Origin of the sequence: Variovorax sp. J2P1-31 (assembly GCF_030317215.1) — a bacterium.
GTDB lineage: Bacteria > Pseudomonadota > Gammaproteobacteria > Burkholderiales > Burkholderiaceae_C > Variovorax.
The window spans coordinates 44,292-63,061 of sequence record NZ_JASZYA010000003.1 but is presented as its reverse complement, the minus strand read 5'-3'; the positions used below and the strand labels follow the sequence as shown (position 1 = coordinate 63,061).

Genomic DNA, 18,770 nt, shown 5'->3' with positions numbered 1-18,770 from the left:
GTCGAATGGAAGATTCGCTAAGATTGGAAATGATGTCTGGATCGGATCACACGTTCTCATAAAGGGAGGGGTTTGCATTGGGGATGGGGCCATTATTGCAGCTGGATCAGTTGTCACTCGGGATGTACCTCCTTATTCCATCGTGGGTGGAGTTCCAGCTAAGATGATAAAAATGAGATTTTCAGAGAGTCAAATAAAGTCCCTTGCTGAAATTCGTTGGTGGGCGAGGCCAATGAATTGGATCGAGGCGAATGCAAAATTATTTGTTGACGTTGATTTGCTAATAAATTCGGCTCAATCGTCAAGCGGCTCAAATTATCTAAGCGACTAGTTGCTGGCTAGACGTTGCACTGTTAGGCAATTGAATTTGCTGTCATAGGGATTGCGCTTGTCGACAATTTTCATAGTATTTTTATTGGCGCCATTCTGTTTCTTCGCATCACGATTGGTGCAAAGAGGGGTCGCTCGTACTTGGGTGACCAGATTTGCGATATGGTGGTCGTTGTTGCTCTGTATCTCATCGCTTAATCCTTTTGGGATTAATGGGATTGAGTGGGGGGTGTATTTTTTATTTTTTGTATTTATTGCGTCGTACGTAATCGCTTTCTCAAGTGCCTTCGGTAGGAAGCCGGTTGCACAGCCGCAAATCGCATCCTTGTTGACATCTTATGATGCGACGATGAATAGCCGTGTTACGGTGTCGGTTCTATTGGTGAGTGCTGCGATCTTGAGCTATTACTGCATCAAGTATTTTAACTTCATTGAGATTTCCGGGCTTGGGGAGTCTAGAAGCGCCAAGTACGAAATCGGGAAAATATTTACTTCGGGAGTTGAGTTTGCTGCATTCAACTATCTCGTTGTCGGAGTTGTCTGGTGGGCTAAGTTTCTTTTGAGTTTCGGCGTCGTTTTTGGACGTGTAAAGAGCTTTTCTTGGCTTCTCGCTTTGGTCGTATGTGTTTTATATCTGGCATTTGGTGCTGGAAGAAATATCGCAGTGGAGATTGCGGTGATTATGATTTTCTTGAACTCCATCAGAAAGTTTTCTGGTGAAGGTGCAAGGAGCGGGAAGTGGATTTTTTTGGTAATGGCTTTTCTTTACTTGCTTTCGGTCTATGCGACTGCCTCACGCATGACGCTTGCCAATGAAATTGATCTCTCTAGCTTCCTGGCTGCTAACAATACCTTTGTTGAGCAAGCGATTCTTTATTGCGTCGGCGCATTTCGGGCTTTTCAGTTTGCCTACCAAAATTATGATGCGGTTATCGGATATCAGTTTGGGAGGTTAACTTTAGGTGGATTTGACGAAATATTTTCGTATCTGATCAAGATGGCTGGGGCAACTGGAGATCCTGCGGTCTGGAGGGTGGGGGCATTGCTTGGGGATGAAATCGACATCGGGGGGGGGAATGATTTCAACGCTTTGTATACAGCCGTTTTTAGTTTTTACTATGATTTTGGTGTTGCTGGCGTAATCTTGTTTGGATCATTTTTCGGCGCTCTCTCGGCAGTGATGTTGAGGAAATTCTTGATCTCATGGAGCATGCGATATATTTTTATTTCGTCTATATTTTTCATGAGCGCAATTTTGTCTCCTTTGACCTGGAAGCTGCAATCTGGTGCATTGATAATTGTCCTGTTGTGTGCGGGGATTCGTGTGAGATTTGCCGGGCGGGTTGGGAGTGGATTTTAAGGCGTTGCGTGGTTCTAAGAAATTAATGGTATTGATTAGGCTATCGTGTGACCATCTATGAAAATAATATTCCTGTCTGGTTTCTTTATGCCGGAGCAGCGGCCGTATGTAGAAGGGAATTCCTTTGGTGTCATACAAAATGCAGCCGATGCACTTCAATTAGCGTACTTGAAGGGGCTGAGTTCAATTCTTCCTAACGATGTACTCGCATTAAACCTGCCGTTTGTCGGTTCTTATCCCAAGAGATTTAGGCGGGTCTTTTTCCCTGGCTTGAGCGAGAGGAACTTTGGGGGAGCACGTGTTTTGGGGGTTGGGTTTCTTAATCTTTCCGGGGTTAAGTTGCTTTGGCGGGCATTGGCTGTATCAAAGAATTTGATTTCTGCTCTGGGATCTTTGGAATGGCGTAACGAAAAAAAAGTAATCCTTGTTTATTCTGCGCACTTGCCCTTTGTAATTCCTGCTTTCTTGATTGGGCGGCTATTCGCGGCGAAAATTTGCGTCATAGTTCCGGATTTACCGGAGTTTATGTCCGGCAGTGGTGGAAAGATTTCTTTTTTTAAGAGAATTGATCGGGCGCTGTTCAACTTTTTCATAAAAAAAGTCGAGTATTCGGTTCTTCTGACGCGCCATATGATGGCGAGGCTAGGTTTGGAGGACGGTCGCTCAGTTGTTATTGAGGGAATTTCCAATGATTCTCTTGGCGTCCAAGGGTACGAGGAATACGGACAAACCAAATCCATCTTGTACACGGGAACTCTCGATCCGAGATATGGTGTGCTGAAGCTTCTTGATGCATTTCTCGCAATTGAGAATCCTAATGTTGAGTTGTGGATCTGTGGCGCGGGTGGAGCTGACCGCCAGGTTGAAAATGCGGCGGCACGGGATGGGCGGATAAAGTTTTTTGGACAAATTGGCCGAGAAGATGCTGTCGCCATGCAGCGAAAGGCCACCTTTCTAATTAATCCTCGATCTTCGGAGGGGGAGTTTACAAAATATTCTTTTCCATCCAAGGTTATTGAATACTTTTCCTCCGGACGACCCGTGATTATGTATAGATTAGATGGAATTCCATCTGAGTACTATTCGTATTGCTTTTCGCCGGCTGGCTTCGAAGTTTCTGATCTTTCTGATTGCATCGAGAGATGTATCTCGATGCCATTGAAGGATCTGAACGAACGGGGTGCGTTGGCGAGAGATTTTGTTCTGACCAAAAAAAATCCTGCTGTGCAAGTGGGTAAGTTGATAAATTTAATTTCAAAGGATGATGATGATCGGTAAGACTTTATTGATTACTGGTGGGACGGGTTCTTTTGGTGGCGCGGTACTGCGACGATTTTTGGATTCTGATATTTCGGAGATCAGAATTTTTAGTAGGGATGAAAAAAAACAAGATGACATGCGGAAGCGCTACAGTCATTCCAAGCTGAAATTCTATATTGGTGATGTGCGTGATAGGTCGAGCGTGGCTGCAGCTATGCGTGGTGTGGACTACGTTTTTCATGCGGCAGCTTTAAAGCAAGTTCCTTCATGTGAGTTTCATCCAATGCAGGCTGTGCTCACGAATGTATTGGGAACGGAAAATGTTCTTGAGGCAGCGGTCGCAGCTCGCGTTAGTCGCGTGGTTTGTCTGAGTACCGATAAGGCTGTATATCCAATCAATGCCATGGGTATTAGCAAGGCAATGATGGAAAAGGTGATGGTTGCTTCGAGTCGCAACTTGGAAGGTACAAACACAGTTATTTGCGGAACGCGTTATGGCAATGTGATGGCGTCGCGCGGCTCTGTTATCCCCTTGTTTGTTAATCAGGTCTTGGCGGGAAAACCGATTACGATCACCGATCCTGAGATGACGCGGTTTATGATGACGCTTTCAGATGCCGTGGATTTGGTGCTATTCGCATTCGAACATGGAAAAAATGGCGATATTTTTGTTCAAAAGGCTCCTGCTGCGACGGTGCGAATACTTACGCAGGCCATTTTGGAATTGATGGGTAAACAGGATCACGAAGTCCGTGATATCGGCACTCGCCACGGAGAGAAGCTCTACGAAGCTCTTCTCGGCCGCGAAGAGATGGCCTGTGCCGAAGACATGGGCGACTATTTCCGCGTGCCGCCAGATGGACGCGACTTGAACTACGCGAAGTTCGTGGAAGAGGGCGAGCAGCGCTTGACCCGTAGCTCGCACAACGAGGACTACAACTCGCACAACACCACGCGCCTGGATGTCGAGGGCATGAAGAAGCTGCTGTTGAAACTCGACTTCATGCAACGCATCGCACGTGGCGAGCACGCCTTGGCCGAGGACTGAGTCGTGAAAGTCCTGATCACGGGAGCCAACGGCTTCATCGGCAAGAACCTCCGGCTGCATCTGGCCGAGCGCAAAGCGGTGGAGGTCGTGTGCTTTGCGAGAGGCGACGACGTTGCCGAACTGCCTGCGTTGCTCGAAGGTGTCGATTTCGTCTTCCACCTCGCGGGAATCAACCGTCCGCAGGACCCGCAAGAGTTCGTCACAGGCAACCTCGATCTGACGCAGGCGCTTTGCGATGCCATCGGCTCTAGCGTCTCGCCGAGTGGCAAACCCGTTTCCGTCCTCTACACCTCATCGACGCAGGCAGCGAACCAGAACCCTTATGGGGACAGCAAGCGCGCCGCAGAAGAAGTCTTGCTGGCCGCAGCTCGCAGCGGGAAGATCAAGGCACACGTGTTCAGGCTGCCGAACGTGTTCGGCAAGTGGTGCAGGCCCAACTACAACTCGGCGGTGGCCACGTTCTGCCACAACATAGCGCGCGATCTGCCCATCCAGATCAACAACCCCTCGTCGCCGGTCACGCTGGTCTATGTGGACGACGTTGTCGATCGCTTTCTGCAGTTGATGGATGGTTCCGATGCCGCACCGGACGCCAACGGCTTCACCTCGGTCTCGCCGCAGTACACCACCACCGTAGGCGAACTCGCGAGCCAGATCCAGGCGTTCAAGGACAGCCGCGCCAGCCTCGTCACCGAGCGTGTGGGCACGGGCCTGGTTCGAGCGCTCTATTCGACGTATGTGAGTTATCTGCCCGTCGAATCTTTTGCATACCCAGTGCAGAAGCACGGCGATGCGCGCGGAGTGTTCGTCGAGATGCTGAAGACGCCCGATTGTGGGCAGTTCTCGTTCTTCACCGCACATGCGGGCATCACCCGCGGCGGTCACTATCACCACAGCAAGACTGAAAAGTTCCTGGTCATCAAAGGGCAGGCGCGCTTCAAGTTCCGGCACATGGAGTCGGGCGAAACCTACGAATTTCTCACGGATGGCGAAACGCCGCAGGTCGTGGAAACCGTGCCCGGCTGGACCCACGACATCACCAACGTCGGAGCAGACGAAATGGTCGTGATGCTCTGGGCCAATGAAATTTTCGACAGGGCTCGGCCGGACACCTTCGCCTGCCCGCTCTGATCGCTTTCAAGTTCTTCCCCCCATGAAAAAACTCAAGGTACTCACCGTCGTGGGCACACGGCCCGAGATCATTCGCCTGTCGCGTGTGTTGGCGCGTCTCGACGAACATTGCGAGCATGTGCTCGTCCACACCGGCCAGAACTACGACTACGAACTCAACCAGGTCTTCTTCGATGACCTGGGTGTTCGCAAGCCCGATCACTTCCTGAACAGTGCTGAGGGCAGCACGGGTGCCGCCCATACCATCGGCAACCTGATCATCGCGGTGGACCAGGTGCTTGCACAGGAACAGCCGGAGGCGATGCTGGTCCTGGGCGACACCAACAGCTGCCTCTCGGTCATCCCCGCCAAGCGTCGGAAGATCCCGATCTTTCACATGGAGGCTGGCAATCGCTGCTTCGACCAGCGCGTCCCCGAGGAGACGAACCGTCGGATCGTCGACCACACGGCCGATGTGAATCTCACCTACAGCACCATCGCACGCGACTACCTGCTGCGCGAAGGCCTGTCGGCCGACCTGGTGATCAAGACTGGCAGCCCGATGTTCGAAGTGCTGACGCACTACCGCCCGAACATCGACGCTTCGAATGTGCTCGAGCGTCTGGACCTCACGGCCGGCCAGTACTTCGTGGTGAGCGCCCACCGTGAAGAGAACATCGAGTCGCCTCAGTCCTTTGGCAAGCTGGTCGACGTGCTCAATGCGGTTGCGGAGGACCATGGCCTTCCCGTCATCGTGTCGACCCATCCGCGCACGCAGAAGCGCATCGATGCCACGGGCGCGAAGTTCCATGCCAATGTGCAGTTGCTCAAGCCGCTGGGGTTCCACGACTACGTCAAGCTGCAGATGAGCGCACGCGCGGTGCTGTCGGACAGCGGCACGATCAACGAGGAGTCGTCGATCCTTAACTTCCCGGCGCTCAACCTGCGTGAGGCCCACGAGCGGCCCGAAGGCATGGAAGAAGCGGCCGTGATGATGGTCGGGCTGGAAGTCGCGCGGGTGCGGCAGGCGCTGGCCGTGCTGGCGACACAGCCACGCGGCGCGGAGCGCAGCCTGCGCCAGGTGGCCGACTACAGCATGCCGAACGTCTCTGACAAGGTGGTCCGCATCGTCCACAGCTACACGGACTACGTGAATCGCGTCGTGTGGAAGAAGTACTGAGCACATGGCAACGCGTGTGCTTCTGCTGACGCAGTGGTTCGACCCCGAGCCCACTTTCAAGGGCATCGTGTTTGCCCGCGAACTCGTGCGTCAGGGCTTCGAGGTCGAGGTGGTGACCGGCTTTCCGAACTATCCGGGCGGCGTGGTGTATCCGGGCTACCGCATCAAGTGGTTGCAGCGCGAGGTGATCGATGGCGTTCACATCACTCGCTTGCCGCTCTATCCGGACCATGGACAGTCTGCAATCAAGCGGGTGTCGAACTACGCCAGCTTCGGTGCGTCGGCCCTGGTCTATGGACTGTTCTTCGCTCGCCGGCCTGCAGTGATGTATGCCTACCATCCGCCACTGACGGTGGGAATCGTCGCGGGGCTCATCCGCCTGATCCGGCGCATTCCTGTGGTGTACGACATCCAGGACATGTGGCCCGACACGCTCCGCGCCACCGGCATGGTCAACAGCGAGCGTGCGCTGCGCATCGTCTCGGCCGTCTGCAACTGGGTCTATCGGCGGATGGACCACATCGCTGTGCTGTCTCCCGGATTCAAGACGCTTCTCGTTCAGCGCGGTGTGCCCGCCGACAAGGTCGAGGTCATCTACAACTGGGCCGACGAGGCTTCCTTGAGCGCTCCTTCGGGCACGGTGCCGGCGGCATTTCCGGCGGCCGATGCATTCCGCATCGTCTTCGCCGGGAACATGGGCAAGGCGCAGGCGCTCGACGCCGTGCTGGATGCCGCGCTTCTGCTGCAGGAGCGGCAATCGCGTGTCTGCTTCGTCCTGCTGGGCGGCGGCGTGGAAGTCACGCGGCTGCAGGCACGCGCATCGGAGTTGGGGCTGCGCAATGTCGTCTTCCTGCCGCCGGTGCCCATGCAGCAGGTCGGCACCTTGCTGGGTGCGGCGGATGCATTGCTGGTGCATCTTCGTGCCGACCCGTTGTTCAAGATCACCATTCCTTCCAAGACGCAGGCCTACATGGCCGTCGGCAAGCCTTTGCTGATGGCGGTGGACGGCGATGCGGCCGATCTGGTCAGAGATTCGGCGGGCGGCGTGGTCGCGGCATCGGAAAACGCCGAAGCCCTGGCCGCTGCAGCGCAATCCCTCGCGGCCATGGCACCCGAAGCCTTGACCGAGATGGGGGAGAACGCCCGTCGCTATTACCGGGAACATTTGGCGTTGGAGGTCGGCGTCAAGCGCTTCGGCCGCCTCTTTCATCGTCTGGCAGCTTCATGAAAAGACTTTTCGATCTGATCGTTTCGGCGTCGGCGCTGTTGTGCCTTGCCTTGCCTTTGCTGCTGCTGATGTGGTTGGTGAAAAGAAGGCTGGGGAGCCCGGTCTTCTTCAGTCAGTTGCGGCCCGGTCTGCATGGCCGGCCTTTCCGGATGCTCAAGCTGCGGAGCATGAACGAGGCGCGCGGACCGGATGGCCAGTTGCTCCCCGACGCGGAACGTCTGACGCCCTTCGGCCGCTTTCTGCGCTCCAGCAGCCTTGACGAGCTGCCCGGGTTGTGGAACGTGCTCAAGGGCGACATGAGCCTGGTTGGTCCTCGTCCTCTGCTTGTCGACTATCTGCCGCTTTACTCCGCAGAGCAGGCGCGCAGGCATGAGGTCCGCCCCGGTATCACCGGCTGGGCCCAAGTCAACGGTCGTAATGCTCTGAGCTGGGAAGACAAATTCAAGCTCGATGTCTGGTATGTCGACAACCACACGATGTGGCTGGACCTCAAGATCCTTTACCTGACTGTGCGCAAGGTGCTGGTGCGCGACGGCATCAGTGCCGCGGGCGAAGCAACGATGTCGCGATTTCTTGGTACTCAAATTGGAGACAAAAGGTGACTTTCCCTCTTTTTGCTGTTTATGGCGCCAGTGGCTACGGGCGCGAGGTGATGCCGCTTGCGCGCGAGCAACTGCAACGCCAAGGCATACCAAATGAACGACTGGTGTTTGTGGATGATCAGCCTGAGGTGCAGACCCTCAATGGCCATCGTGTGTTGAACTACGCGGAGTTCTTGGAGACCGCGGCCAGTGCTCGGCATGCCGTGCTCGCGATTGCCAACAGCGCGGTGCGCGAGAAATTGGCCGCACGGTGCGCCGGGGATAACGTACGGCCCTGGACGGTCAGTGCCGCCAACGTTGTGATACTCGATGACGTGGTGCTCGGAGAGGGCGCGGTGCTCAGTCCTTTTGCAATGCTCACCTCCACCATCCGCGTCGGTCGTTATTTTCAAGCCAATATCTACAGCTATGTCGCTCACGATTGCGTGATCGGTGACTTCGTCACCTTCGCTCCGGGTGTGAAGTGCAACGGCAACGTTGTGATCGAAGACCATGCCTACATCGGCACGGGAGCCGTCATCAAGCAGGGCAAGCCAGGCCAGCCCCTGGTCATCGGGCGAGGCGCTGTCGTCGGTATGGGGGCCGTAGTCACCCGCGATGTGCCACCCGATACCACGGTGGTTGGAAATCCTGCCAAGCCCTTCCTCAAGGACTGAATCCCGTGTTGAACTCTCCTTTCTCCCCCTGGCCCAGCTTCACCACCGAAGAGGCCGACGCCGTGCAGCGCGTGCTGCTCTCCAACAAGGTCAACTACTGGACCGGCACCGAATGCCGCGAGTTCGAGAAGGAATTCGCGAGCTGGTCCGAGGCTGCGCATGCGGTTGCCTTGGCCAACGGCACGCTGGCGCTCGACGTGGCGCTCAAGGCGCTGAACATCGGCCCGGGCGATGAAGTCATCGTCACGCCGCGCACCTTCATGGCCAGTGTTTCCTGCGTGGTCACCGCCGGCGCCACGCCGGTGTTCGCCGAGGTCGAGGCCGACAGCGGCAACCTGTCTGCGGCCACGATTGCCAAGGTCGTCACGCCCCGCACCAAGGCTGTGATCTGCGTGCACCTGGGCGGCTGGCCGTGCGACATGGATCCGATCATGGCCCTGGCCGCCGAGCACGGCTTCAAGGTCATCGAGGATTGCGCGCAGGCGCATGGCGCGCGCTACAAGGGCCGGGCGGTGGGGTCGATCGGCCACATCGGCGCCTGGTCCTTCTGCCAGGACAAGGTCATGACCACGGGCGGCGAGGGCGGCATGGTCACGACCAACGACGAGGCGCTGTGGCGCGCGATGTGGGAATACAAGGACCACGGCAAGAGCTACGAAGCGATCTACGAGCGTCAGCACCCGCCGGGTTTCCGCTGGGTGATCGAGAGCTTCGGCACCAACTGGCGCATGCTCGAGATCCAGGCGGTCATCGGACGCATCCAGTTGCGTCGCATGGCCGACTGGACGGCGCAGCGCACGCGCAACGCCGAGGCCATCGCGGCGGCTGCACAGCCGTTCAGCGCGGTGCGTGTGCCCGTGCTGCCCGAGGGCAGCGTGCATGCGCAGTACAAGGCCTACGTCTACACCCGGCCCGACCAGCTCGCCCCGGGCTGGACGCGCGACCGCATCGTCGAAGCCATCAACGCGCTCGGCGTGCCTTGCTTCCAGGGTTCGTGCTCCGAGGTCTACCTCGAGAAGGCTTTCGACGACACGGGCTGGCGCCCGACCGAGCGCTTCGAGGTTGCACGCGAACTCGGTGACACCAGCGTGATGTTCCTCGTGCACCCGACGCTCACGGCCGCCGAGATCGACAAGACCTGCGCCGCCATCCGCGAAGTGCTGGCGCAGGCGAGCGCGTGAGTTTTCGCTGGCGCATGCCGAGCGTCGCGACATGGCGGTGGCTGCTGGCCATTGCCATGTTGGTGCTGCTGGTGCTGAGCCTGATGCCACCGTCACCCAGCATGCCCTCCACGGGGTGGGACAAGAGCAATCACATGCTCGGTTTCGCGGTGTTGGCCGTGCTCGGCCATGCGGCGTGGCCGGGGCGCAGCTGGGCCGTGCTGTTGGGCTTGCTGGCCTACGGCGGCTTGATCGAAGTGTTGCAGTCCTTCACGCCCGACCGCATGGCCGAGTGGGGCGATCTGCTGGCCGATGGGGTCGGGCTGCTGATCGGCAAGGCCGGCGCGGTGTTGTTAACGCGCCGCCGCATGTCGCCAGAATGAAAACTAAAGGCTGAAGGGCACTGTATTTTTCTACCCGTCCCATGAAGAGGGGAGCGCGGCCGTCATCATATCGAGACACAATTGGGCAACAGTCGACCAAATTGTGTTCGAGCTAGGAGTCTTCCGTTGATCAATCGTTTGGCAGAGCCATTGCTCGGTCTGCCGCGCGCTGCCAAGCGCCTGCTGGCGCTGGCTGTCGACGCCAGCCTGTGTGTTCTCTGCGTCTGGCTTGCCTTCAGTCTTCGCTACGAGCAGTGGGTCCCCTTGCACGGTGTGCAGTGGCTCGCGGTCGCCATGGCCATTGTGATGGCGCTTCCGCTGTTCGTCGTCTCGGGTTTCTACCGTGCCATCTTCCGCTACGCGGGCGGCGCGGCGCTGCTGGCCTTGGTGAAGGCGTGTGTGCTGTTCACCCTGGGCTATGTGCTGATGTTCAGCGTCGTCGGGGTGCCCAACATCCCGCGCACCGTGGGCGTGATCGCACCGTTGCTGCTCTTCTTGACGGTCGGTGGCTCTCGCCTGCTGGCGCGCTATTGGCTGGGCGGCCTGTACGTGAGCACGCTGCGGCGCAAGACACTGCCGCAGGCCGTGATCTACGGCGCCGGCGGTGCGGGTCGGCAGCTCACCGCGGCCCTGGCCCATAGTCAGGACATGGTCGTGCGGGCCTACATCGACGATGCCGAGCACCTGCAGGGCAGCACGCTCAACGGCGTGCGCATCCAGCCCCTGCGCTGGCTCAAGCTGAACAGCGCTGCGCTGGGCATCACCGACGTACTTCTGGCCATGCCCTCGGCCAGCCATCAACGCCGGGCCGAGATCCTCAGTGAACTGCTGCCGCTTCATCTGCATGTGCGCACGCTGCCCGCCATGGCCGACCTCGCGCATGGCCGTGTGCAGGTGCAGGACCTGCATGAAGTCGACATCGAAGACTTGCTGGGTCGCGACCCGGTGGCGCCCGTCGACGACCTGCTGCAGCGACCGATCCGCGGGCAGGTGGTGCTGGTCACGGGCGCGGGCGGTTCCATCGGCAGCGAGCTGTGCCGGCAGATCGCGATGCAATCGCCCAGCACCTTGCTGCTGGTCGAGCTGAGCGAGTACGCGCTCTACGCGATTCATCAAGAGCTGTTGGCGCAAGCCCCGGGCCTGCGCGTGCTGCCCCTGCTGGCTTCGGTGCGCGACGAGGCGCGCATGCGCGAGATCATGAGCACCTGGCGGCCCGACACCGTCTACCATGCGGCCGCCTACAAGCACGTGCCCATGGTCGAGCACAACCCGGCCGAAGGCGTGAAGAACAACGCCTTGGGCACGCTGATCACGGCGCAGGCCGCCATGGCCAGCCAGGTGCGCCGCTTCGTGCTGGTCAGCACCGACAAGGCCGTGCGGCCGACCAACATCATGGGCGCGAGCAAGCGCGTGGCCGAGATGGCGCTGCAAGGGCTGGCGCAACAGTCAGGGCAATCGGGCACCTGTTTCTCGATGGTGCGCTTCGGCAATGTGCTGGGCTCGAGCGGCTCGGTGGTGCCGCTGTTCCGCAAGCAGATCGAGGCGGGCGGGCCCATCACGCTCACGCACGCCGACATCACGCGCTACTTCATGACCATCCCCGAGGCGGCGCAACTGGTGATCCAGGCGGGCACGATGGCCGTCGGTGGCGATGTGTTCGTGCTCGACATGGGTGAGCCGGTGCGCATCATCGACCTGGCCCGCCGCCTGGTCGAACTGTCGGGCCGCACCGTGCGCGACGAAGCCACGCCCGACGGCGACATCGCCTTCCATATCGCCGGCCTGCGGCCCGGGGAGAAGCTCTACGAAGAGCTGCTGATCGGCGACAACGCCATGCCCACCATGCACCCGCGCGTGATGAAGGCGCACGAAGAATGCCCGCCCTGGGAAGAGCTGTCGCGGCTGTTCGGCCTGCTGAATGCCGCGCTGTCGAAGAACGACGTGCCGGCCCTCAAGGCCGTGCTCAAGCAGATGCTGCCGGGCTACCAGCCGCATGCCGATGTGGTCGACTGGGTGCATCTGGAACACCAGCGCACGCCCGCCGCGCCTTCGCTGGCCGACCGCCGTCGCAACCTGCAGACCTATGCCGACAGTGGGTGGCTGCCGGTGGAGCCGGAGCCGCTGGACGTACCGGCTTGAGTGCTTCGGTCGCTTCGGCACGACGCAGATGTCGAGCAAGTAGCGTCATGACTTGATGAGCGATGCCCCGTACAAGCGGGGCATTTTTCATGGAGCCATACGCAGGCGAGAGCGCGAGAAACTCTTGTGTGGCGCAGCGATGCGTCGCGCACAAACGAAGCCTGTCTCACTCCCTCTCCCTCCGGGAGAGGGCGGGGGTGAGGGCTCCGAGCCTCAACCCCCACGCAGCCTCCCATGCGACCGGGGCCACCTTTACTCCGCCGAAGGAGGGGAAGCACGCGTCGCACGTCCCATCGTCGTAGGCATCTGCACCGTCACTGGGCCTCACCATAAAAAATGCCCACCAGGCAGAGCACCTGGCAGGCATTTCTCAGTCAGTAGAGGAGGCCGCTGAGGCCCGCTCGACCACTCAAGTCTTGTACTTGTACTCGGTGTACCGATAGCCGCCGTACTTGTAGCCATAGCTGCCGTAATGACGGCGGGTCATGTCCATCGCATTGAACAGCACGCCACTCGCCGTCTTGCCTGCATGGGCCAGGCGCTTGGCACTTTCGTTGAGCTCGCCCAATTGCGTCTGGTCGGCGCGTGCCACCAGCAGCACGACGCCGGCATGCGGTGCCACGGCCGCAGCATCCGCCGCCACCAGCACGGGCGGCGTATCGATGATCACCAGCTCGTACTGTTCCGACAGCGTGTCCAGCAGGCGGCTGAAGGTCTCCGACATCATCATGTCTGCTGGGTTCGAGGGCAGCTTGCCGGTGGTCAGCACGTCCAGGTTCGGCAGCACCTGGGTGCGAATCGCTTGAGCAGGAGTGAGTACGCCTGCTAGTAGTTCCGACAATCCGTTTTCGCGCTTCATCCCGAGCTCTTGGTGGATATGGCCCTTCCGCATATCCGCGTCGATCAGCAACACACGCTTGCCCGCGGCGGCCATGATGGCGGCGAAGTTGGCGGAGATGAAGCTCTTGCCGACACCAGGGGTCGCGCCGGTGATCATCACGCGGTTGTTGCCCGCTTCCAGGGTGGCGAATTGCAATGCGATGCGAAGACTGCGCAGCGCTTCGATGGCGGGGCTTTCGGGGTGAAGTACTGCCAGCAACTGCACGCTCGAGGCATTGCGTTGGTCTACCGGAACCTGTTCTGCGGTAAAGGGGACTACTGAATAGACATTGAGTCCCGTGTGCGCCTCGATCTCATCGGGATTGCGAATGCCGCCCATGAAAAGACTGCGAACGATGGCCAGCGCTGAGCCCGCCAGCAGGCCGAGCACCAAAGCCAACGCCAGTATGAGCGATTTCTGTGGCTTGATGGCTCGCTTCGGCTGAACGGCCTTGTCGAGCAGGCGTACGTTTCCTACTTTACCTTCCTTCACCAAACGCAATTGCAATGCGCTGTTAAGCAACGACTTGTATAGCTCCCCATTGACGCGAACGTCGCGCTCCAATCGCAGTGCGTCACGCTGAACAGTTGGCATTCCGCTTACGCGATTATTCAGTGTGCCAAGCTCGCTCTCTATCGCACCGATCTGGCCATCAATGGTCTTGATACGTGGATTGATGTCGGTGTATTTGGCTGCCAACGCGCGACGCTGCTGCTGCGCCTCGAGCAGCTTTGTCTGCAATTCGATTGACTGGCTAAGCACGCCCTTGGCTTCTTCATCGAAGGCGACGGTTCCATTTTTGTTGCGGAACTTCGTGTAGGCGTCTTCGGACGCTTCCAATTGGCGCTTGAACGCTGGCAACTGCTCATCGAGAAATCCCAAGGTTTTCTGCGCCTCAGCGGCCTTGCGCTCGACGTTCTGCCGGACATATTGCTCGCCAATGGCATTGAGGATACGTGCGAGGCGAGGCCGGTCATTATCATCCAGCGTCACACTGATCACGTTCGACTGCTTGCCTTGCTCTGCGAGTTGTAGGCGCCTTTGCAAACCTTCGACCGTACCTAACCGGGAATTGCGCGATACGAGAAACTGCGCGCCTGGTTTGCCATCAAGTTCAGCAATCAGGAGCGTGATGATTCCATCTGTGCTGTTATGTACCAGCGGCTGGCCGACGGTACCGGTTAAAACCTCGCCGAGATCTTCGTTGCTTAGCGTGTAACGACCGTCGCCCAAGGCGGTAATGATAAAGGGCTTTCCGTCTTCCAATGTCACGGGTACATCGAACTTAGCAACCTCGATACGTTCTTTTCCACTCACGTACCCTGCCATACCAAGGAAGCCGGGTGTGGACAGAGCGGTCGAGCGATTTGCCATCCAGCGACCGATGAACGGCAGATAGCGCGGCGTTGCATCGATGTAGAGCTTTGTCTGGTCAACCGCAGCTCCGAGCACTAAGCGCGATCGGATAATCTGTATTTCGCCAGTGGCAGGTGTCTTTACATCAAACAAACTCGCTGAATCGCCCAAAAAGCCTTTCGCATCTGGCGCTGAGTCTTCTACCTGGACCAGTAAGTTCGACTGGTAGACGGGGGTAGATAGCAACGCATAGGCCGCACCGAGCGCCACCGCCGCGGCAGTGACGCCGGCCACCAGCCATTTGCGGTCGAGCAAGATATCAGCGTATTCCGACAAATTGATCTCGTCGTCGTGTGCCGCAGGGTTCTGTGGCGGGAGCGGGGCGGCGGCGGAAGAGGTCATTTGAATTTCTGTATCCGTTCGGCCCAGGCTTGGGCACCGGCGTCGATGAGTTGCAGGGCGTGTTCAAAGGCGTCCTGGCCCTGGCGATAGGGGTCGGGCACGTCCTGCTTGAGGCTTTCGGCAAAGCGAAACACCTTGCCGCGCGTGAGCGGGTAGCGGCTTTCGATGTGGCGGCGCTGGCCTTCGTCCATGGTGAGGATCAGGTCGGCCTGCTGGCACATCAGCTGCGTGATCTGGCGTGCGCGGTGGGCCTCGATGTCGAGGCCACGCGCGCTCATCAGCGCCTTGGCGATGTCGTCGGCGGGGTGGCCGATGAGCGCGCCGGTGCCGGCGGACGACACCGCGATCTGCGGCAGCGCGGCGGCCAGCAGGGCTTCACCCATGGGGCTGCGGCAGATGTTGCCGATGCAGACGACCAGGACGGACTTCACCGGGCGCTGATCTCGCTGCCGACGTTCACCACCTGCGCGCTCGGCAGGATCAGGCTGATGATGCGGTTCCACTGCACCAGCGGCACGGGGTCGATGTACACCACGTCGCGCGGCTTGAGCGCGAAGTTCTCGGCCAATGCCAGGGCTGCTGGCGAGGCTGCATTCAGATGGAACAGCGCCGGGTCGCCCTGGGCATTGTTTCGGATCACGTAGATCTGCGAGGTGTTGGCCGTGAGCACGCTCGCGCCACCGGCTTCGCCCAGTGCCTGGTTCAGGCTCAGGCGCCCGTTGTTCATGAGCAGCGCCGCGGGGCGCGTGACCTCGCCCATCACATACACCTTGTTCTCTTCGCGGCTGCGCACCGAGACCAGGTCGTCGCTCTGCAACAGGATCTTGTTCGCGTTGACTCCCAGTGACTCGAGCAGGGGCATGTCGATGCGCGTCGTGACGTCGTTGCGCGTGAGCGTGACCATCGTGCGATCGCCCGCGGCCGTGATGCCGCCCGCGCGGCTGATGGCCTGCGGCAAGGTCATGGGCACGTCGGTGAAGATCTGCATGCCGGGCACGCGCACTTCACCTTCGACAAAGGCGCGGCGGCTGCGGAAGGAAGCGATGCGGATCGTGACCTGCGGATCGCGGATGTACGGTGCCAGCTTCTTGGCGATCATGTCGCTGGCTTCGATCTCCGTGTACCCGGCGATCTTGGTGCGGCCGATGTAGGGAAAGGTGATTTCACCGGAGGCGCTCACGATGAAGCCGGGCGCCGCGCTGATGCCGGTGGGGTCAACCTGCTGGCTGATCACGGCACCGGCCGAAGGCAGCAGATCGGGATGGTCGTACACCACGATGCCGATCACATCGCTCGGGCCGATGGTGTAGGGCGTCGGCGTGCCGAACAGCGCCTTGACTTCCGGCGCGATGTCGCGCGGCTGCGAGAGCCTTTGCGCCTGGATCAGGTCCTTGGTGATGGGGATGATCACGCCCTGCGCGGGGTTGTCCGGGTCGCCGGCCACATACTGGCCCAGCGGCACACTGGTGCGCGTCCCCGCGTCGGCATAGCCGAAACCCGGAGCCGTGACCACTGCACAGCCTTGCAGAGCGAGAACACTGGCACAGACGGCCATCATCCACCCGCCTCGTGCGGGATTTTTCGATGCAAAGCGCTTCAAAACTGGTTGTTCCTTGACTGTCTCGGTGATGACGCATAGCCGGTCAATCCGTTGCACGTTCGACTGCATGTGGCCGCAGAAGAAGGCATCGGTGAGACTGAAAGTCGGCGCGCACTTCAGGGACGAAGCAGCGTCAGTTTGCGATTGTAGCCAACGGTCAATGACGGAATTTGACCGTCTGGCGACGATTCCTCCCATGAAAACGGGAGGTCACGAAATATGAGAAACCTTTGTATTCAACTTGGAGCGGGAACCCGGTCGGTCTTGTCTCTCACACGCAACTCCGGGCGTCGCTAGGTCCTGCGAGCCTGGCCGATCAGATGGTTTTCCTCTTTCGGGGGCCTTGAGTACGCCTGGGGCGCCGTGGTTTACAGTGGCGCCGCCGATCGCCAGCCTCGTCATCTGAGGCTGTTAGCCTTCGGCGCTCACATGGGCCGCCGGCGCACCATCGCAATGCGCGTATTCAGCAGGCCGTCTCACACACATACCCCATGGGTTGACCACTCAGAATGACAAAAATCGCTATTGCCGGGACGGGCTATGTTGGCCTGTCGAACGCTGTCCTGCTCGCCCAGCACCACGAAGTGGTCGCGCTGGACATCGATCCGTCCAAGGTCGCCTTGCTCAACGAAAAGCGTTCGCCCATCGACGACGAGGAGATCGAGGATTACCTCGCGCACAAGCCGCTGAACCTGCGGGCCACGCTGGACAAGCATGAGGCCTACGAGGACGCCGCCTTCGTCATCATCGCGACGCCCACCGACTACGACCCCGAAACCAACTACTTCAACACCCGTTCGGTCGAATCTGTCGTGCGCGATGTTCTGGCCATCAACCCGAAGGCGGTGATGGTCGTCAAGTCGACGGTCCCGGTGGGTTTCACCGAGCGCATCAAGCGGGAGTTCGGCTGCGAATCGCTGATCTTCTCGCCGGAATTCCTGCGCGAAGGCCGCGCGCTCTACGACAACCTGCATCCCTCGCGCATCGTCGTCGGTGAACGGTCCGCGCGTGGGCAGCAGTTCGCGGACATGCTGCGCGAGGGGGCGATCAAACAGGACATCGAGGTTCTGCTCACCGAGAACACGGAAGCGGAGGCCATCAAGCTGTTTGCGAACACCTACCTGGCGATGCGGGTGGCGTTCTTCAACGAGTTGGACACCTACGCCGCGGTGCATGGGCTGGACTCGCGCCAGATCATTCAGGGCGTGAGCCTCGATCCGCGGATCGGCGGCCACTACAACAACCCCTCGTTCGGCTACGGGGGCTACTGCCTGCCGAAGGACACGAAGCAACTGCTGGCCAATTACGAGAACGTGCCGCAAAGCCTGGTCCGGGCGATCGTGGATGCGAACTCGACCCGGAAGGACTTCGTCGCCACCGACATCCTCAAGCGCAACCCCAAGACCGTTGGCATCTATCGTCTCGTGATGAAGGCCGGCTCGGACAATTTCCGCGCGTCGTCGGTGCAGGGCATCATGAAGCGGCTCAAGGCCAAGGGTGTCGAGGTCATCGTGTATGAGCCCGTGCTCAAGGAAGCGGAATTCTTCCGTTCCAAGGTCTACGTCGATCTCCAGGCCTTCAAGGCCCACGCGGACGTCATCGTCGCCAACCGCCTGACGCCGGATCTCGGCGACGTCGAGAGCAAGGTCTACACGCGCGATCTGTTCGGCGGGGATGCCTGACCTGCCGCCCAACGAGGAGCGGCGTTTGTCGCAGACGCCATGCCGCGCGCAGGGGCAAAAGGCGTCAGTTTTCCTTCTTGGGCGGAGGTCCGGCTTCCAGCACATTCCCCAGCGGGTCAAATATCTTGGCCTTCTGGGTCAGGGCACGCACCGCATGGATGGCCTGCAACGCGGCATCGCGCGTCGCGAAACTTGCCGTGCTTCCGCACACCGCGACACCCTCCGCGTCGCGCAATTCCCAGACCCAGCGGCCGCCCCTGACGGGTATCACTACATATTTCATCGTTCGCTTCTGTCTGTTGCGCTCCATGACGGCGCATCTAGCATTGTGACTTCTTTGCTGCCCTGACTTTCGTTGTGCATTCACATTTTTGCCCACGCAGGCAGCGGCTTG

The 18,770-nt window shown here is 59.2% G+C and carries 16 protein-coding genes and 1 pseudogene; 13 read left to right on the top strand and 4 right to left on the bottom strand.

The window, feature by feature from the left end; all coding sequences use genetic code 11:
- Nucleotides 1-19: 19 nt before the first annotated feature.
- The 12 genes and pseudogenes from QTI20_RS30790 to QTI20_RS20180 all read left to right on the top strand — a co-directional run.
- Nucleotides 20-191: pseudogene (locus tag QTI20_RS30790) on the top strand (DapH/DapD/GlmU-related protein); the annotation flags it as partial.
- Between the two features lie 197 nt (nt 192-388).
- Nucleotides 389-1,690 carry an O-antigen polymerase gene (locus tag QTI20_RS20230; RefSeq protein ID WP_286554765.1) on the top strand — a complete coding sequence of 434 codons (1,302 nt, stop codon included), beginning with the start codon at nt 389-391 and terminating at the stop codon, nt 1,688-1,690.
- Nucleotides 1,691-1,747: 57 nt separating this feature from the next.
- Nucleotides 1,748-2,968 (top strand): glycosyltransferase family 4 protein, encoded by a 1,221-nt coding sequence (locus QTI20_RS20225; protein ID WP_286554766.1) that lies wholly within the window; start codon nt 1,748-1,750, stop codon nt 2,966-2,968.
- Nucleotides 2,955-3,998 (top strand): polysaccharide biosynthesis protein, encoded by a 1,044-nt coding sequence (locus QTI20_RS20220; protein ID WP_286554837.1) that lies wholly within the window; start codon nt 2,955-2,957, stop codon nt 3,996-3,998. The genes QTI20_RS20225 and QTI20_RS20220 overlap by 14 nt, the downstream gene beginning before the upstream one ends.
- A gap of 3 nt (nt 3,999-4,001) precedes the next feature.
- Nucleotides 4,002-5,129, top strand: a complete 1,128-nt coding sequence (gene wbjC, locus QTI20_RS20215) for a UDP-2-acetamido-2,6-beta-L-arabino-hexul-4-ose reductase (RefSeq protein WP_286554767.1) — start codon at nt 4,002-4,004, stop codon at nt 5,127-5,129.
- A gap of 22 nt (nt 5,130-5,151) precedes the next feature.
- Complete coding sequence (gene wecB / locus QTI20_RS20210) at nt 5,152-6,288, top strand: non-hydrolyzing UDP-N-acetylglucosamine 2-epimerase (protein ID WP_286554768.1); 1,137 nt, start codon at nt 5,152-5,154, stop codon at nt 6,286-6,288.
- Nucleotides 6,289-6,292: 4 nt separating this feature from the next.
- Nucleotides 6,293-7,516 (top strand): glycosyltransferase family 4 protein, encoded by a 1,224-nt coding sequence (locus tag QTI20_RS20205; RefSeq protein WP_286554769.1) that lies wholly within the window; start codon nt 6,293-6,295, stop codon nt 7,514-7,516.
- Nucleotides 7,513-8,118 (top strand): sugar transferase, encoded by a 606-nt coding sequence (locus QTI20_RS20200; RefSeq protein WP_286554770.1) that lies wholly within the window; start codon nt 7,513-7,515, stop codon nt 8,116-8,118. Before QTI20_RS20205 ends, QTI20_RS20200 begins: the two co-directional genes overlap by 4 nt.
- On the top strand, nt 8,115-8,774 hold the full coding sequence (locus tag QTI20_RS20195; protein WP_286554771.1) for an acetyltransferase: 660 nt from the start codon (nt 8,115-8,117) through the stop codon (nt 8,772-8,774). The genes QTI20_RS20200 and QTI20_RS20195 overlap by 4 nt, the downstream gene beginning before the upstream one ends.
- Nucleotides 8,775-8,779: 5 nt before the next feature.
- A complete protein-coding gene (locus QTI20_RS20190) occupies nt 8,780-9,955 on the top strand; it encodes a DegT/DnrJ/EryC1/StrS family aminotransferase (protein ID WP_286554772.1) in 1,176 nt (391 codons plus the stop codon).
- Nucleotides 9,952-10,317, top strand: coding sequence for a VanZ family protein (locus QTI20_RS20185; RefSeq protein ID WP_286554775.1), 366 nt, complete (start codon nt 9,952-9,954; stop codon nt 10,315-10,317). The genes QTI20_RS20190 and QTI20_RS20185 overlap by 4 nt, the downstream gene beginning before the upstream one ends.
- A 126-nt stretch (nt 10,318-10,443) precedes the next feature.
- On the top strand, nt 10,444-12,456 hold the full coding sequence (locus QTI20_RS20180; protein WP_286554777.1) for a polysaccharide biosynthesis protein: 2,013 nt from the start codon (nt 10,444-10,446) through the stop codon (nt 12,454-12,456).
- A 409-nt stretch (nt 12,457-12,865) separates the two neighbouring features.
- Here the strand turns inward: QTI20_RS20180 and QTI20_RS20175 are convergent, their stop codons facing one another.
- Genes QTI20_RS20175 through QTI20_RS20165 form a run of 3 tightly spaced genes read right to left on the bottom strand, consistent with a single transcriptional unit; the run spans nt 12,866 to nt 16,607 of the window.
- Nucleotides 12,866-15,094, bottom strand: a complete 2,229-nt coding sequence (locus QTI20_RS20175; RefSeq protein ID WP_286554778.1) for a polysaccharide biosynthesis tyrosine autokinase — start codon at nt 15,092-15,094, stop codon at nt 12,866-12,868.
- Complete coding sequence (locus tag QTI20_RS20170) at nt 15,091-15,525, bottom strand: low molecular weight protein-tyrosine-phosphatase (protein WP_286554780.1); 435 nt, start codon at nt 15,523-15,525, stop codon at nt 15,091-15,093. The genes QTI20_RS20175 and QTI20_RS20170 overlap by 4 nt, the downstream gene beginning before the upstream one ends.
- Nucleotides 15,522-16,607: a polysaccharide biosynthesis/export family protein gene (locus tag QTI20_RS20165; RefSeq protein ID WP_353507296.1), complete on the bottom strand. Its 1,086-nt coding sequence runs from the start codon at nt 16,605-16,607 to the stop codon at nt 15,522-15,524. The genes QTI20_RS20170 and QTI20_RS20165 overlap by 4 nt, the downstream gene beginning before the upstream one ends.
- 596 nt (nt 16,608-17,203) lie before the next feature.
- On the opposite strand from QTI20_RS20165, the gene QTI20_RS20160 reads away from it, so the two are divergent.
- A complete protein-coding gene (locus QTI20_RS20160; protein WP_286554783.1) occupies nt 17,204-18,376 on the top strand; it encodes a nucleotide sugar dehydrogenase in 1,173 nt (390 codons plus the stop codon).
- Nucleotides 18,377-18,440: 64 nt separating this feature from the next.
- On the opposite strand, the gene QTI20_RS20155 is transcribed toward QTI20_RS20160, so the two are convergent.
- Nucleotides 18,441-18,659 carry a DUF1508 domain-containing protein gene (locus QTI20_RS20155; RefSeq protein WP_286554785.1) on the bottom strand — a complete coding sequence of 73 codons (219 nt, stop codon included), beginning with the start codon at nt 18,657-18,659 and terminating at the stop codon, nt 18,441-18,443.
- Nucleotides 18,660-18,770: the final 111 nt, after the last annotated feature.

What these genes read in the sequence shown, in the direction of transcription:
- QTI20_RS20225 (WP_286554766.1), top strand. Translation starts at nt 1,748, where the DNA reads ATGAAAATAATATTCCTGTCTGGTTTCTTTATGCCGGAGCAGCGGCCG.
- QTI20_RS20220 (WP_286554837.1), top strand. Translation starts at nt 2,955, where the DNA reads ATGATGATCGGTAAGACTTTATTGATTACTGGTGGGACGGGTTCTTTT.
- wecB (WP_286554768.1), top strand. Translation starts at nt 5,152, where the DNA reads ATGAAAAAACTCAAGGTACTCACCGTCGTGGGCACACGGCCCGAGATC.
- QTI20_RS20205 (WP_286554769.1), top strand. Translation starts at nt 6,293, where the DNA reads ATGGCAACGCGTGTGCTTCTGCTGACGCAGTGGTTCGACCCCGAGCCC.
- QTI20_RS20200 (WP_286554770.1), top strand. Translation starts at nt 7,513, where the DNA reads ATGAAAAGACTTTTCGATCTGATCGTTTCGGCGTCGGCGCTGTTGTGC.
- QTI20_RS20175 (WP_286554778.1), bottom strand. Translation starts at nt 15,094, where the DNA reads ATGACCTCTTCCGCCGCCGCCCCGCTCCCGCCACAGAACCCTGCGGCA.
- QTI20_RS20160 (WP_286554783.1), top strand. Translation starts at nt 17,204, where the DNA reads ATGACAAAAATCGCTATTGCCGGGACGGGCTATGTTGGCCTGTCGAAC.
- QTI20_RS20155 (WP_286554785.1), bottom strand. Translation starts at nt 18,659, where the DNA reads ATGAAATATGTAGTGATACCCGTCAGGGGCGGCCGCTGGGTCTGGGAA.